This is a genomic window from Amycolatopsis stemonae (assembly GCF_054781455.1).
In genome coordinates this window covers 194600-208888 of the sequence record NZ_BAAGUJ010000003.1, presented here as the reverse complement: position 1 = coordinate 208888, position 14289 = coordinate 194600, and the positions used below count along the sequence as shown (strand labels likewise).

The 14289-nt window shown below is 71.3% G+C and carries 14 protein-coding genes; 7 read left to right on the top strand and 7 right to left on the bottom strand.

What is annotated here, in order from left to right; all coding sequences use genetic code 11:
- The first annotated feature begins 158 nt into the window (after window positions 1–158).
- The 4 genes from ACYVLJ_RS12780 (at window position 159) to ACYVLJ_RS12765 (ending at window position 4678) form a co-directional block, all read left to right on the top strand.
- A complete protein-coding gene (locus ACYVLJ_RS12780; protein ID WP_354849658.1) occupies window positions 159–1139 on the top strand; it encodes a heme o synthase in 981 nt (326 codons plus the stop codon).
- Between the two features lie 51 nt (window positions 1140–1190).
- Window positions 1191–1808: a hypothetical protein gene (locus tag ACYVLJ_RS12775; protein WP_460438790.1), complete on the top strand. Its 618-nt coding sequence runs from the start codon at window positions 1191–1193 to the stop codon at window positions 1806–1808.
- A 61-nt stretch (window positions 1809–1869) separates the two neighbouring features.
- A complete protein-coding gene (locus ACYVLJ_RS12770) occupies window positions 1870–4101 on the top strand; it encodes a HelD family protein (protein WP_460438789.1) in 2232 nt (743 codons plus the stop codon).
- Between the two features lie 10 nt (window positions 4102–4111).
- Entirely contained in the window at window positions 4112–4678 is a 567-nt protein-coding gene (locus tag ACYVLJ_RS12765) for an FKBP-type peptidyl-prolyl cis-trans isomerase (RefSeq protein WP_451975557.1), read from the top strand.
- Between the two features lie 58 nt (window positions 4679–4736).
- Here ACYVLJ_RS12765 and ACYVLJ_RS12760 read toward each other — a convergent pair whose 3' ends face one another.
- Window positions 4737–5705 (bottom strand): quinone oxidoreductase family protein, encoded by a 969-nt coding sequence (locus ACYVLJ_RS12760; protein WP_460438788.1) that lies wholly within the window; start codon window positions 5703–5705, stop codon window positions 4737–4739.
- A gap of 92 nt (window positions 5706–5797) precedes the next feature.
- Here ACYVLJ_RS12760 and ACYVLJ_RS12755 point away from each other — a divergent pair, with 92 nt between their 5' ends.
- Window positions 5798–6097, top strand: a complete 300-nt coding sequence (locus tag ACYVLJ_RS12755) for a hypothetical protein (protein ID WP_451975563.1) — start codon at window positions 5798–5800, stop codon at window positions 6095–6097.
- Window positions 6094–6954 carry an ATP-grasp domain-containing protein gene (locus ACYVLJ_RS12750; protein WP_460438787.1) on the top strand — a complete coding sequence of 287 codons (861 nt, stop codon included), beginning with the start codon at window positions 6094–6096 and terminating at the stop codon, window positions 6952–6954. Before ACYVLJ_RS12755 ends, ACYVLJ_RS12750 begins: the two co-directional genes overlap by 4 nt.
- Here ACYVLJ_RS12750 and ACYVLJ_RS12745 read toward each other — a convergent pair whose 3' ends face one another.
- The gene (locus ACYVLJ_RS12745; protein ID WP_460438786.1) at window positions 6955–7116 is read right to left on the bottom strand and encodes a hypothetical protein; all 162 of its coding nucleotides are present in this window, start codon (window positions 7114–7116) and stop codon (window positions 6955–6957) included. It lies immediately after the preceding gene.
- A gap of 196 nt (window positions 7117–7312) precedes the next feature.
- On the opposite strand from ACYVLJ_RS12745, the gene ACYVLJ_RS12740 reads away from it, so the two are divergent.
- On the top strand, window positions 7313–8536 hold the full coding sequence (locus ACYVLJ_RS12740) for a hypothetical protein (protein WP_460439127.1): 1224 nt from the start codon (window positions 7313–7315) through the stop codon (window positions 8534–8536).
- A gap of 209 nt (window positions 8537–8745) precedes the next feature.
- Here ACYVLJ_RS12740 and ACYVLJ_RS12735 read toward each other — a convergent pair whose 3' ends face one another.
- The 5 genes from ACYVLJ_RS12735 to mptB form a co-directional block, all read right to left on the bottom strand.
- Window positions 8746–9663: an acyl-CoA desaturase gene (locus tag ACYVLJ_RS12735; protein WP_460438785.1), complete on the bottom strand. Its 918-nt coding sequence runs from the start codon at window positions 9661–9663 to the stop codon at window positions 8746–8748.
- A 75-nt stretch (window positions 9664–9738) separates the two neighbouring features.
- Entirely contained in the window at window positions 9739–10698 is a 960-nt protein-coding gene (locus tag ACYVLJ_RS12730) for a COX15/CtaA family protein (protein ID WP_460438784.1), read from the bottom strand.
- Between the two features lie 98 nt (window positions 10699–10796).
- Window positions 10797–11582 carry an ABC-2 transporter permease gene (locus tag ACYVLJ_RS12725; RefSeq protein WP_460438783.1) on the bottom strand — a complete coding sequence of 262 codons (786 nt, stop codon included), beginning with the start codon at window positions 11580–11582 and terminating at the stop codon, window positions 10797–10799.
- Entirely contained in the window at window positions 11579–12505 is a 927-nt protein-coding gene (locus ACYVLJ_RS12720; protein WP_451975588.1) for an ABC transporter ATP-binding protein, read from the bottom strand. Before ACYVLJ_RS12720 ends, ACYVLJ_RS12725 begins: the two co-directional genes overlap by 4 nt.
- A gap of 6 nt (window positions 12506–12511) precedes the next feature.
- A complete protein-coding gene (mptB, locus tag ACYVLJ_RS12715; RefSeq protein ID WP_460438782.1) occupies window positions 12512–14239 on the bottom strand; it encodes a polyprenol phosphomannose-dependent alpha 1,6 mannosyltransferase MptB in 1728 nt (575 codons plus the stop codon).
- Window positions 14240–14289: the final 50 nt, after the last annotated feature.

Genomic DNA, 14289 nt, shown 5'->3' with positions numbered 1-14289 from the left:
CAATCGCGGCCCGTCGCGGCCAGCCTAGTGCTTGGACGCGTCGAGGACCCGCGATCACCCACGGGATTCACCACGTCTAACATCGTTCGAGGGTTCAGACCGGCGCTCCACCACGGCCTTCCGGCACGGACCCGCCCGAACCTGACGCAGGGAGTGAAATGTCGTTGGTGAACGCTGCGCACGGACGCAGTGAAGACACCAGCGCCGTGCACCCGACCGGTGAACGACCGCACGGTGACCGGCGAAGCATCCGCCGGGTCGTGGGCGCCTACGCCGCCCTCGCGAAGCCCCGGGTGATCGAGCTCCTCCTGGTGACCACCATCCCGGCGATGTTCCTCGCCGGCCGTCAGATCCCCTCGCCGTGGCTGGTCCTGGCCACGCTGGTCGGCGGGACGATGGCCGCGGGCAGCGCGAACGCGCTCAACTGCGTGATCGACGCGGACATCGACAAGGTGATGAACCGCACGAAGCGGCGTCCCCTGGTGAAGGACTCGGTGCCCCGCCGCGGCGCGCTGATCTTCGGCCTGGTCATGGGCGTCGCCTCGGCCGCCGTGCTGTACCTCACGGTGAACCTGCTTTCGGCGATCCTGGCCGTGGCCACGATCCTCTTCTACATCTTCGTCTACACGCTCGGCCTCAAGCGGCGCACGTCGCAGAACGTGGTCTGGGGCGGCGCGGCCGGCTGCATGCCGGTGGTCATCGGCTGGGCCGCGGTCACCGGCACCGTGCAGTGGCCGGCGTTCGTGATGTTCGGCGTCATCTTCTTCTGGACCCCGCCGCACACCTGGGCCCTGGGCATGAAGTACCGCGACGACTACGAGCGCGCGGGCGTCCCGATGCTCCCGGTGGTCGCCACGGCCCAGCACGTCGCGCGCCAGATCGTCATCTACTCGTGGGTGATGGTGGCCTGGACGCTGCTGCTGCTCCCGGTGACGTCGTGGCTGTACGGCACGTTCGCCATCCTGGCCGGCGGCTGGTTCCTCTTCTACGCGCACAGCCTGCAGGCAGCGGTGCGGCGCGGCGAGGAGACCAAGCCGATGGCGCTGTTCCACCGCTCGAACACGTACCTGATGATCGTGTTCGTGGCCCTGGCGGTGGACTCGGCGATCGGCCTGCCCACCCTCGGCCTGCCGTTCTGAGCCCGGCTGGTCACCCGAGCGGGTGGCCGAGGTGCTCCGGAACCCCTTGAGATGATCAGGAAAATCGCGCTCGGCGCGGTCGTGGTCGTCACCCTCGGCCTGCTGGTGCTCCTGGGCCGCGGCCGGGTCGAGCTGGACCAGAACCGGCTGCTCGGCACCGGCTGCGCCATCCCGTCCCGGATCACCGCGATCCCGTCCGCACCGGAGGCGGCCCCGGGCGGCGGCGGGCTGCGGGTCGCCGAGGCGGGCGCGGGCACGGTGCTGGAGAACACGAGCACCCAGTTCGCCTACCGGATCCCGGTGACCGCCGGCTCGGCCCGCGTCGAGGTGCCGGTGCTGGGCCCGGGGGAGCGCACCGGAGTCGACGCCGCCGGCCCGGTGACCCTCGGCCCGGTGGTCTGGCTGACCCCGGAGAGCATGGGCGGCCTCACGCCGGTCACGGCGACCCCGGTGCCGGGCGGCGTCCGCTACACGTCGGCGAACTGCCGGGCCCTGACCAGCCGCGGCGGCGCGGTGCTCTACCGCACGGAAACCGGCCAGCTGACGGGCAGCGACCGGCTGCCCCCGGCGAGCGTGTCGTGCGCACCGGGGGAGCGGGAGCTGCCGGTCCCCCTCCGGCGTGGCTTGCGGGCCGAGGTCTACCCCTACTGCGCCCTCGGGCCGGAATGATCGCGGGGCCGGGGTCGTTAGACTTGACCGGCTCTTTTCCCTTGAGGTGAAAGCAGGATCCTTGTCTTCGGACGGCTTCTCCGCCGAGCTCGCCCGCGAGCAGGCGTACGTGACCACCCTCTACACGAAGCTCGACGCCGAGCGCCTCGACGCCCAGCGCCGTCTCGACGAGACCTTGCGGCAGACCGGCGGCACCCCGCAGGCCCGCACCGAGCGCGACGTCGCCACCACGCTCTACACCGACCGGCTCGCCCAGCTGGGCTCCGTCGAGCAGGGGCTCGCCTTCGGCCGGCTCGACTTCGTCCCCGAGAGCGCCGAGGAGACCACCTACATCGGGCGGCTCGGGCTGTTCGACGAGGACGACGACTACAAGCCGCTGCTCGTCGACTGGCGGGCGCCCGTCGCGCGGCCGTTCTACCTCGCCACCGCCGCGTCGCCCGAGGGCGTGCGACGGCGGCGGCACCTGCGGTCGCTGACCCGCAAGGTCACCGGGTTCGACGACGAGATCCTCGACCTCACCGCCGCCGACCAGGGCCAGGACCTCGGCCTGGCCGGCGAGGCCGCGCTGCTCGCCGCGCTGGAGCAGCGCCGCACCGGTGAGATGAGCGACATCGTCGCGACCATCCAGGCCGAGCAGGACCGCATCATCCGCGCTCCGCTCGGGGGCGTCATGGTCGTGCAGGGCGGGCCGGGCACCGGCAAGACCGCCGTCGCGCTGCACCGCGCCGCCTACCTGCTCTACACGCACCGCCAGCAGCTCACCACGCGCGGCGTGCTCGTCGTCGGGCCCAACAGCACCTTCCTGCGCTACATCGGCCAGGTCCTGCCCTCGCTCGGCGAGACCGGCGTGCTGCTCGCCACGATCGGGCAGCTCTACCCGGGCCTGGACGCCGACGGCGCCGAGTCGCGCGAAGCGACCGAGATCAAGGGCCGGCTGGTGATGGCCGAGGTGCTCGCCAACGCCGTCCGGGACCGCCAGCGCGTGCCCGAACCGGTCATGGAGATCGACTACGAGCACGACGTGCTGCGCCTGGACCGCAAGACGTGCACGGACGCCCGCACCCGGGCCCGCCGCTCGCGGCGCCCGCACAACCCGGCGCGGCGGCTGTTCGTCTCCGACGTCCTCGACGCGCTGACCCGCCAGGCCGCCCGGAAGCTGGGGGAGGACCTCCTCGACGGGCAGGACGTCGCCGACATCCGTGCCGAGCTGGCCGCCGACGAGCACGTCGCCGCCGCCCTGAACGAGCTGTGGCCCGTGCTGACGCCCGAGAGCGTGCTCGACGACCTGTTCGCCGACCGCGAACGCCTCGCCAAGGCGGCCGGGAAGCTGCTGTCCGCCGAGGACCGGGCCCGGCTCGAGAGCGGGCGCGACGCGAAGTGGACGCCGGCGGACGTGCCCCTGCTCGACGAGCTGGCCGAGCTGATCGGCGTCGACGACACCGAGGCCCGCGTCGAGCGCAAACGCCGTGAGCGTGAGGACCGCGCGTACGCCGAGGGCGTGCTCGACATCCTCGAGCAGGACGAAGAGATCATCGACGAGGAGCTGCTGCGCGTCTCCGACGTCCTCGACGCCGAGCTGTTCGCCGAGCGCCAGGTCGCGCGCAGCGAGCTGACCGCGGCCCAGCGCGCGGCGCAGGACCGGACGTGGACGTTCGGGCACGTGATCGTCGACGAGGCCCAGGAGCTTTCGGCGATGGACTGGCGGCTGCTGATGCGCCGGTCGCCGAACCGGTCGATGACGCTGGTCGGCGACGTCGCCCAGACCGGGGCGGCCGGCGGTGCGCGGTCGTGGGGCGAAGTCCTCTCGTCGTACGTCGAAGACCGGTGGCGCCTGGAAGAGCTGACCGTGAACTACCGCACGCCCGCGGAGATCATGGCCGTCGCGGCCCGGGTTCTCGCCGAGGTCGATCCGGCGTTGTCGGCGCCGTCCTCGGTGCGGGAGACGGGCGTTCCGCCGTGGTCCGTGCGCGCCACCACGGCGGAGCTGCCCGGGCTGGCCTCCGCCGAACTGTCCGCTGTGGACGGTGGGACGGTCGCGGTCCTGGTGCCCGCCGGCCGGCTCGACGAGGTGTCCGGGCTGCTGGCGTCGTTCGACGAACGGCTGAGCGTGCTGACCGTCGAGCGTGCGAAGGGCCTGGAGTTCGACTCGGTGGTGCTGGTCGCGCCGGACGAGATCGTGGCGGGCTCGCCGCGCGGGCTCAACGACCTGTACGTCGCCCTGACGCGGGCGACCCGGCGGCTCGGCGTGGTCCGGACCGGTGACGAGGTTCCGGCACTCTCCGTGCTTGGCTAGTCTGCGCGGCATGCAGAAAATCGGGAAGATCGTGGTCGTCGCCGCGGCGGCGCTGTCGCTGGCCGCGTGCGGCCAGGACGCCAAGACCGAGACGGCCGCCCCGGCGGGGCCGCCGGTCCCGTCGTCGGCCGCCGCCCAGGCGACCCAGAGCAAGGGCCGCGAGTGCACGGCGGACGACATCAAGACCACGGGGAAGTTCGGCGAGAAGCCCGAAATCACCATTCCCGACAGCTGCGACCCGCCGAAGAAGCTGATCACCAAGGACCTGTCCGAGGGCACCGGCAACGGCGCGAAGGCCGGCCAGAAGCTGAAGATGAACTACCTGCTGGTGACGTGGTCGGACAAGAAGGTCCTGGACAACTCCTACGACCGCGGCGAGACGTTCGACCTGAACCTCGGCGCGGGCGAGGTCATCCCGGGCTGGGACCAGGGCCTGGCCGGCATCAAGCAGGGCGGCCGCCGGCTGCTGATCATCCCGCCGGACCTCGCCTACGGCCAGGGCGGCCGCGGCATCCAGCCGAACGAGACGCTGGTCTTCGTCACCGACGCCGTCTCGGTCCCGACCGACAAGGGCTGAGCCCCGGTCCGTGAAGGCCGCTGTCGAGGGACGTCCTCGACAGCGGCCTTCACGGCGTTCAGGGGATGAGCAGGAGCTTGCCGGTGGTGCGGCGGCCCTGCAGGTCCTCGTGGGCCCTGCGGGCGTCGGCGAGCGGGTACTTGCCACCGATCCGGACGGTCAGCCGGCCCGCCAGGATGGCGTCGAACAGCTCCTTCGAGCGCCAGTCGATCTCTTCGCGGGTGCGCGTGTAGTGCGCCGACGTCGGGCGCGTCAGGTACAGCGAGCCGCCCGAGTTGAGGCGCTGCGGGTCGATCGGCGGCACCGGGCCGCTGGACGCGCCGAACAGGGCGAGCAGGCCGCGGATCTTGAGGCTGGCGAGGCTGCCGTCGACGGTGTCCTTGCCGACGCCGTCGTAGACCACGTCGACGCCCTCGCCGCCGGTCAGCTCGCGGGTGATCTTGGCGAAGTCTTCGCGGTCGTAGCGGATGACCTCGTCGGCGCCGGCCTCGCGGGCGAGCTTCTCCTTCTCCTCGGTCGAGACGGTGCCGATCACGCGGGCGCCGCGCGCCTTCGCCAGCTGCACCAGCAGCAGGCCGACCCCGCCCGCGGCGGCGTGCACCAGGACGTCCTGGCCGGGCTTGACCTCGAACGTCGACGCGACGAGGTAGTGCGCGGTCATGCCCTGCAGCATGATCGCGGCGGCCGTCTCGAGGGAGACGCCTTCGGGCACCTTCACGGCCATCGACGCGGGGAGGATCTTGCGTGCCGCGTAGCTGCCGAGCGACCCCTGCCAGGCGACGCGGTCGCCGGGCGCGAAGCCCGAGCCGGGGCCGGCCTCCAGGACCGTGCCCGCGCCCTCGAGGCCGAGCACGACCGGCAGCTCCATCGGGTAGATGCCCTGGCGCTGGTAGGTGTCGATGTAGTTGACGCCGGCCGCGGCGACCTCGACCAGCAGCTCGCCGGCCTGCGGGGCCTGGACGTCCACTTCGGCCGGTTCGAGCACTTCCGGGCCGCCGGTCTTCGTCACCTGCACTGCGGTGGGCATGCGTCCTCCTCGGGTCGGGTTCTCCCTCGCACAACTATGGCCGACGCCACGCTGTTCCGCGTTCCGGCCGGTCTTCCGTTAACGTTCCGGACGTGTCTGATTCCGAAGAGACTGTTTCGCCGACCAGCGCCCAGCTGGGCGCGGCGCGCAAGTTCGTGAAGGCGCACGGCAAGCCGTCCCGCGCGGTGGTGGAGAACATCGGCCGGGCGGGCGCCCGCGTGGTGCTGGTCGGCGCCGACGGCGCGCTCGGCGACGTCGTGGTGCCCTCGGTCGCGACGGGCGAAGCCCTGGTCGAGCAGGTCGAGGACCTCGAAGCGGCGTCGTGGGACGCGGAGACGGTGAAGGCGACGAAGATCGGCGCGGAGCACCGCCGCAAGATGGCGGGCCGGTGACCCGCAGCGCGATCCTGGTCAGCTGCGCGGAGCTCCCTTCCGGCGACGGCGACGACGACGCCGTCGTTCCTGCCCTGGAATCGCTGGGCTTTGCGGTGTCGTGGGCACCCTGGGACTCTTCGGCCGACTTCGCCGCGGCGGACGCGGTGATCCTGCGCGCGACCTGGGACTACGCGTCCCGCCGTGCGGAGTTCCTTTCGTGGTGTGAGTCGGTCCCGGCGCTGTTCAATTCGGCGGCGGTGGTCCGGTGGAACACGGACAAGTCGTACCTGACCGAGCTGCTCGACGCGGGTCTCGCGGTGGTCCCGACGTCGCTGGTCGCGCCGGGTGACACCGCCCGGTTCCCGGCCACCGACTTCGTGGTCAAGCCCTCGGTGGGCGCGGGCTCCCGAGGGGCGGCCCGCTTCGCCGCGGGTGCGGACGCGTCCGAGCACCTCGCCGCTCTGCACGCCGAAGGCCACACGGCGCTGGTCCAGCCGTACCAGTCCAGTGTGGACACCTCGGGCGAGCTGGCCTTGGTGTACCTGGGCGGAACTTACTCGCACGCGTTCTCGAAGGGCGCGATGCTCGGGTCCACAATGGATTCATCGGGCCTGTACCTGTCGGAGAAGCTGGCCGCGGCCTCCCCGCCGGCGGACGCGGTGGCGCTGGCGGAGGACGTCCTGGACGCGTCGACGGCGCTGCTGGGGATCCTGCGCGCCGAACTGCTGTACGCCCGGGTGGACCTGGTCCGCGGCGCGGACGGCAAGCCGTTGCTGCTGGAGCTGGAGCTGACAGAGCCCTCACTGGGCTTCCGCCAGACAGACCCAGGAGCGGCGACGAGGTTCGCCTCGGCGGTGCGGCAGCAGCTGGCGTAGTCAACGCACGGCCCGCTCTGTGACGGCCAGCGCGAGGGCGACCGCCGCGCCGATCAGGGTCACGGTGATCGAGCCGGTGAGCACGTAGAGCCCGCCGACGCCGGTCATGGCGACTTTGACCAGCTGCCGTGTGCCCGTTCTGCCGCCGGTCTCCTTGGGCATTGCTGCGCTCCTCTGCTTCGTGTGTACTAGTACACCTCGGGGTCAATGGTGACCTCGGTGTCCGTTGCCGGGAACGATCTTTTGTTTCCGGCAATGGTTTCTCGATGCCGAGGGGTTGTTTCCGCTCACCGCGCCGTTGTCCCGGCTTGTTCGATCGTTGCCGGACGCCACAGCGGAGTGGAGGACCGTCTTGACGATGCAGTGGGATCGTGCATTTGTTGCCGACGACGAAGCGAATTCCGCAGTCGAGTCCGCATTGCGCTGGCTGGCCAGGCGCAAGGACGGCGAGCCGCTTCGGTTTCTGCGGTATGCGATCGAAGACTCGACGAGCGGCTCCGCGACCGCGCTCGGCTGCTTGGCCGCACCGACCGCGTCCCTGGTCCCGGGTACGTCGGAAACCCGCGCGCTGGCGATCTGGGGACTCATCGTCCAGGAGGTCGGCAAGATCGGTTCCGGCGACGACTCCCGGCGGCGTAACACCCTGAAGGCGGCTTTCCGAATGACACCGGTTCCCACTCCGGACGCGGTGTGGAAGGGCACCCTCGAGGACCGTTTCCGGCAGTTGATGACTCTTCCGGGAGTCTTCGGTGATCGGCCGCCCACGACGACGGCCCCGATGCACAAGGCTTGGAAGCGGGCGATCGCCCGCCTGGCGTTCTCGATGGAGCAGCGGTTGGTGCTGCTCGAAAACGACGGCGAAGGGTGGCAAGAGCGGGTAAAGATCGGCAAAGCGGTGAACAACGACGGTTCGCGGGTCCGGTCAGGTGGCTGGACGAACCGGATCCCCTGTCACCGGGCGCCGTCCCGGGGCGCGCAACCGGTCTTCATGGAACGGATGATCGTGCGGGTCGTGATGACGCGGAGAACCGCGACGAGCCGGATCACCGAGCGCACGGTCACCGCCCGGGAAGACGGCGTCGACGGCTATGACGTGCAAGCGTTGACGGGTTGGGCGAACGACCTCGCCGATATCCCGGTGAAAGCGATCTGGAACTGCCGACTCGTGACGGTGCCCGGCGACCATCCCGGAGATCCGGTTCTCGCGAGGCTGCGGTTTCGGGAGAAGCTGCGCCTGGACCAGCGGTACACGTTTCTTTCCGAAGCGACGGACGACCGGCTCGACCAGGAACGGAACTGGATCAACGTCGACGTCGACCACTACGGCATCGCGCCCGGCGAAGTCGATCGAGACGGCGAGCCCGTCGCCGGGCTGACCATTCAGATCAGCTTCGACAAGAGCTGCCTGCCCGAATCCTGTTGGTGGTACGCGGAGCAGACCGATCACGAGCGGTTGCGGCGCCCGCCTGCCGGCGATCTGCGGTTGCTGGCCGTGCAAGACGGTTTCGTGCAGCACACCTTCACGGCGCCCTGTCATCCGCGAGAAGAATACGGGATCGTTTTTCGGTGGCCGCGATCCTGACTGGAGGCGGAGCCGCACAGCTATGCGGCTCGCTCCCTGCGTTGCGAACGAGGACGAGCTAGTTGCCGGTGTTACCGCCACCGTTGCCGCTGCCGTTTCCTCCGCCACCGTTGAGCTTCACGCTGAACTTCCCATCCTTTCACCTGAGGTGACGGGAAGTTACCGTGAGTTGTCGGACACCGAAGAGCAGCCTTGGCTACCCAGAGTCATCAGACCCGCTTCGCGGCCAGCCGGTCGGCCCGCGGCCACCGCACGTCCGTCGCCCAGCCCAGTTGCTCGAACGTCCGGATCACCCGCGCCGAGACGTCCACCTGCCCCCGCAGTACTCCGTGCCGGGCGCACGTCGGGTCCGCGTGGTGGGAGTTGTGCCACGACTCGCCCATCGACAGCACCGCCAGGGGCCAGAAGTTCGCCGCCTTGTCTCGGGAGGCGAAGGGCCTCTCGCCGATCAAGTGGCAGATCGAGTTCACCGACCACGACACGTGGTGCAGGAACGCGATGCGGACCAGGCCGGCCCAGAAGAACGCCGTCACGACGCCCCACCACGACCACGACAGCAGGCCGCCCAGAGCCGCCGGCAGGGCCAGGCTCAGGGTGATCCACAGCCAGAAGAAACGGTTCACCACGCGCAGGTCGCCGTCCGCGACGAGGTCCGGGGCGAAGCGGTCCGCGTTCGTCACCTCGCGGGAGAACATCCAGCCCATGTGCGCGTGCCAGAAGCCGCGCAGCAGGGCCGCCGGGGAGGTGCCGTACAGCCACGGCGAGTGCGGGTCGCCCTCGCGGTCGGCGAACGCGTGGTGACGGCGGTGGCTGGCCACCCAGAAGATCACCGAGCCCTGCACCGCCATGCTGCCCGCGATCGCCAGCGCCACCCGCAGGGGACGCGACGCCTTGAACGCGCCGTGGGTGAAGTAGCGGTGGTAGCCGACCGTCACCCCGAGCGTCGCGAGGACGTAGAACACCGCCGCCAGCACCAGGTCGACCCACGTCATGCCCCAGCCCCACACCAGCGGGACCGCGATGAGGAGCGCCGCGAACGGCACCAGCAGGAACGTCTTCAGCACGACCATCTCGCCGGTACCGCGGCGGTGGGAGATGAGCGGCTTGGGCGCGGAGCGCGTCGTCATGACCCGAAGGTAGGCGCGCTGAGCGACCGAAACGCCGACAGTGAGTTACGGCCGTGTGGCCGTGCGGCGACGTCCTCAGGCCGCGGCGAGCTCCTTCGGCGCGGGCGTCAGCGAAGTGGCCGGGCCGCGGTCGCGGCTGCCGGTCCACAGCGTCGCCGTCGCGATGATCACGGCCATCGCGCCGAGCACGTGGAACGACACCATCGCCTCGGGCACGCCCAGCGCGTACTGCAGCGAACCGAGCCCACCCTGCGCGACCGCGACGACCCAGACCGCGACGTAGCGCTGCCACAGGCTCTTCGGCGCGCCGACGCGCATCAGCTGCAGGCCGAACACCGCGAGCAGCAGCAGGTAGAGCACGAGCAGTCCGCCGTGGACCTGGGCGAGCGTCTCCACCGGGACGGCGAGGCGGTGGGTGTTGATGTCGCCGCTGTGCGGGCCGGCGCCGGTGACCGTCGTGCCCGCCGCGAGCACCAGCCACATGACGACGGTCAGCGCGACCAGGACCGAGCGGCCGGGCACCAGCGGCCGCGCGGGCTCGTCGCCTTCGCGGAACGCGCGCAGCAGCAGGACGGCGAGCCAGACGAGGGGAGTGGTGGCGAGGAAGTGGATCGCGACGGTCCACCACTCGAGCTTGGCGAGCACGGTCATCCCGCCGACGACGGCCTGCAGCACGACGCCACCGGGCATCGTCCAGGCCAGCTTGACCAGCCGGGTGCGGCTCGGGTGGTCGATCTGCACGCGCCACGCCGTGATGACGGCGATCGCGGCGACGGCGATGACGACGCCGGTGAGCATCCGGTTGGAGAACTCGATCCACTGGTTGACCGCGTCGATCCCGGAGTCGTGCTTGGGCACCAGGCTGCCGGAGACGCACTGCGGCCAGGTCGGGCAGCCGAGGCCGGACCCGGTGACGCGCACGACGGACCCGGTGACGCCGATCAGCGCCTGCGCGACGACGGCGGCGATCCCGACGGCCCGTTGCACGGCGGCGGACGGGAACGGCAGACGGGCGACAAGGCTGGTGAACGGCACGCCACCGATGGTAGAGCGCGCGGAAATCGGGCTTTCGGCAGGTCCCGGCGCCCAGAGCGACGCCGCGGGCGCAAGGGACCTAGGTCACGCGCCGGGCCTCAGGTGAGCTTCGTCGTGCGGGAAGCCAGGGCGCCCGCGAGAACCGCCCAGACGGCCAGGACCGCGAGCGGCCCGGGCGCGAAGGAACCGTCCACCAGGGCCGCCCGCATCCCCTCGGCCAGCGCGCCGGAAGGCAGCAGCTCCACCACCACCGCGAGCCCGGAGGGCAGCGAAGACGGCGCCAGGAGGATCCCGCCCGCCAGCAGCAGCACGAACCACACGATGTTCGCCAGCGCCAGCACCGCCTCGGCCCGCAGCGCGCCACCCAGCAGCACGCCCAAAGCGCCGAAAGCCAAGGTTCCCAGCACCAGCAGCAGAATCGCCGACGCGAGCCCCGACAGGGACGGCGACCAGCCGAGGAACGCCGCCACGACCCCGATGATCACCGACTGCAGGGCGACCACGACCAGCGCGGCGATGAGGCGCCCGGCCACCAGCAGCCACCGGGGCAGCGCCGTCGCCGAGAGGCGCTTCAGCACGCCGTAGCGCCGGTCGAAGCCGAGCGCGATCGCCTGGCCGGTGAACGCCGACGACATCACCGCCAGCGCCAGGATGCGCGGGGTGATCCAGTCCACTTTGGACGTCGAGCCCAGCGACGACGCGGGCAGGATGTCCAGCAGCGACAGGCCGATCAGCAGCGCCAGCGGGATGAGCAGGGTCAGCAGCACCTGCTCGCCGTGGCGCAGGGTGAGGCTGGCCTCGACGCGCGCGTGCGTCCGCAGCATCCGGCCGAGCGACCCGCGGCCGGGCGCGGGGGTGAACACACCGGGCTCGAAAACGGTCATGCCCGCAGCTCCCGTCCGGTCAGCTCCAGGAAGACCTCTTCGAGCGTCCGCTTGCCGACCTGCAGTTCCTCCGGCAGCACGCCCTGCTGCGCGCACCACGCCGTGACCGTCGACACGACCTGCGGGTCGACCAGGCCCATCACCACGTACGTCCCCGGCGCCGACTCGCGCACCGCGTAGCCCTCCGGCAGCGCCGCGGTCAGCAACGCCGTGTCGAGCCGCGTGCGGGCTTTGAAGCGCAGCCCCGCCGTGCCACTGTCGTCCACGGTCAGGGACTGGGGCGCACCCGAGACGACGACCTTGCCGTGGTCCACGATCACCACCGTGTCGGCCAGCGCCTCGGCCTCTTCCATCAGGTGCGTGGTCAGCAGCACCGAGACGCCGTCGCGGCGCAACGCGGACAGCAGGTCCCACACCAGTCGCCGGGCCTGCGGATCCATACCGGCCGTCGGTTCGTCGAGGAACACCAGCTCGGGGCGGCCGATCAGGGCGCAGGCCAGGGACAGCCGTTGCTGCTGCCCGCCGGAGAGGCGCTTGAACGGCGTCCGGCGCACCGGCGACAACCCGAGGACGTCCAGCAGCCAGGCCTGGTCCAGCGGGGCCGCCGCGCAGGAGGCCACCAGCCCGAGCATTTCGTCGGCGCGGACGCCGGGGTAGGCGCCGCCGCCCTGGGGCATGATCCCGACGCGGGGGCGCAGCGCGGCCGACTCGCGCACCGGGTCCAGGCCGAGCACGCGCACGGTGCCCGCGTCAGGCTTGAGAAAGCCTTCGCAGACCTCGACGGTGGTGGTCTTGCCGGCCCCGTTCGGGCCGAGCAGGGCGAGCAGGCTGCCGCGCTCCATCCGCAGGTCGAGACCGTCGACCGCGCGGGTGGAGCCGTAGCTTTTGACCAGCCCGGTGATCTCGACGGCGGGGGCACTCACATCGGGTCACGATACGGGCTCGGCCCGCGCGGGCAGCCGCGGGGACGGCCTGGACAGCAACACCGGAGCCAGCCGCCGCACGACCAGCACCCCGCCACCGCAGACGACGATCGCCGCGACGTAGGCGAACGGCAGCACGTACGGGCGGCCGTCGAAGGTGCTTCCGGTGGGCGGGAGCAGGAACGGCAGGGCGGCCGACAGCACCGCCGCGGCCACCCGGAAGCGCGACGTCCCGGCCGCGGCGGCGAGCGGGATCACCGCCCACAGCACGTACCAGGGCTGCAGGTTGATCTGCAGGATCATCACCGCGCCGAGGGAGACGCCGAGGCCGATGATCGGCCGGTAGCGCCACTTGAAGCTGTCCCAGAGGAACTTCGCGGTGATGGCGACCGCGATCAGGTAGCCGAGCGCGCCGAGGATCGGCACCAGTCCGTTGGTGTGGTTGCCCAGGCCCAGCGCGATGCCGAGGACGCCGGAGAGGTTGGCCAGCTCGGCGGTCGGGGAGATCCAGGAGCGGACGAGGCCGGGGGTGTTGAACGTCGCCCCGACCCAGCCGAAGCCGAGACCGGTGCCGAAGCACACCGCCACCAGCACCACGCCGAACCACGCCGCCATCGGCGCGCCGGCGTAGAAGAGGTCCTTGAGCCGGCCGTGCCAGCGTCGCGCCACCATCACGGCGAAGAACGGCAGCGCGAACACCGCGGGGAGCTTCACCGCGACGCCCAGGGTGATGATCGCGACACCCAGGCCGATGTACAGCAGTTCGCCGCGCGCCAGGGGCGGGGGAGTGTCGCCCTTCACGCGGATCGGCAGCCTCCGGATGCCGACCTCCAGCCCGGCGAGCATGAGGCCGATGGCGAGCGCGTCGTTGTGGGCGCCGGCGACGAAGTGGAAGATCAGCAACGGGTTCAGCGCGCCGAGCCACAGGGCCGTCGCGGGCTGGACGCCGAAACGCCGGGCCAGCCGCGGCAGCGCCCAGACGATCAGCACCACGCCGACCAGGGCCAGCACGCGCTGCAGCAGCACGCCCATCGCGATGCTGTTGCCCGAGATCGGCGCGAGCCAGCCGCCGAGGCGCAGCACCAGCGGCCCGTACGGCGCCGGCGTCTCGCGCCACATGTTCGACACGCCCGCGGTGAACGGGTCGGCGACGCCGAGCGCCTGCGCCGGGCCCAGCACGTACGGGTCCATGCCGCGGTGCACGATCTCGCTCTGGGCGAGGTAGCTGTAGACGTCGCGGGAGAACAGCGGCGGGATGACCAGCAGCGGCAGCACCCACAGCGCGATCGTGCGCGCCAGCTGGCCCTGCGACGCGAGCCGCGTGCGGCTCGGCTGGGCGAACCGGCCCAGCATCAGCCAGCTCAGCACCAGGATCCCCATCCCGGAGATCGCGATGGCGAGCGACACCGTCGGGATGCGGGTGAACAGCCGCAGCACCGGGATCTCCTGCACCGGGTTGATCACCGGGGCGGCGCCGGCGCCGAGGGAGCCGAGCGCGAGGAAGAGGGACCCGACCGTGCCGAAGCGGCGGACGACGTTCAGCCCCCGCAGCTCGTCGGCCTCGAGGGGCAGCGGTTCGCGGGGGTGGACGGGCGAAAGCGTGACAGCGTGCGCACTTTCGGTCGCGACGGCCGCCGCCTGCTGGTCCTGTTCACCCACTGCCACGGGAGCAGGGTATCGGTCCGCCCCGGAGTGAGTCGGGTCACTGCCGGACACCCCGCCTTTGCGGGTCATCCGGAAATAAGACACACTTGTGTTGTGAAAAAGACGGAGGCGGGTGACCA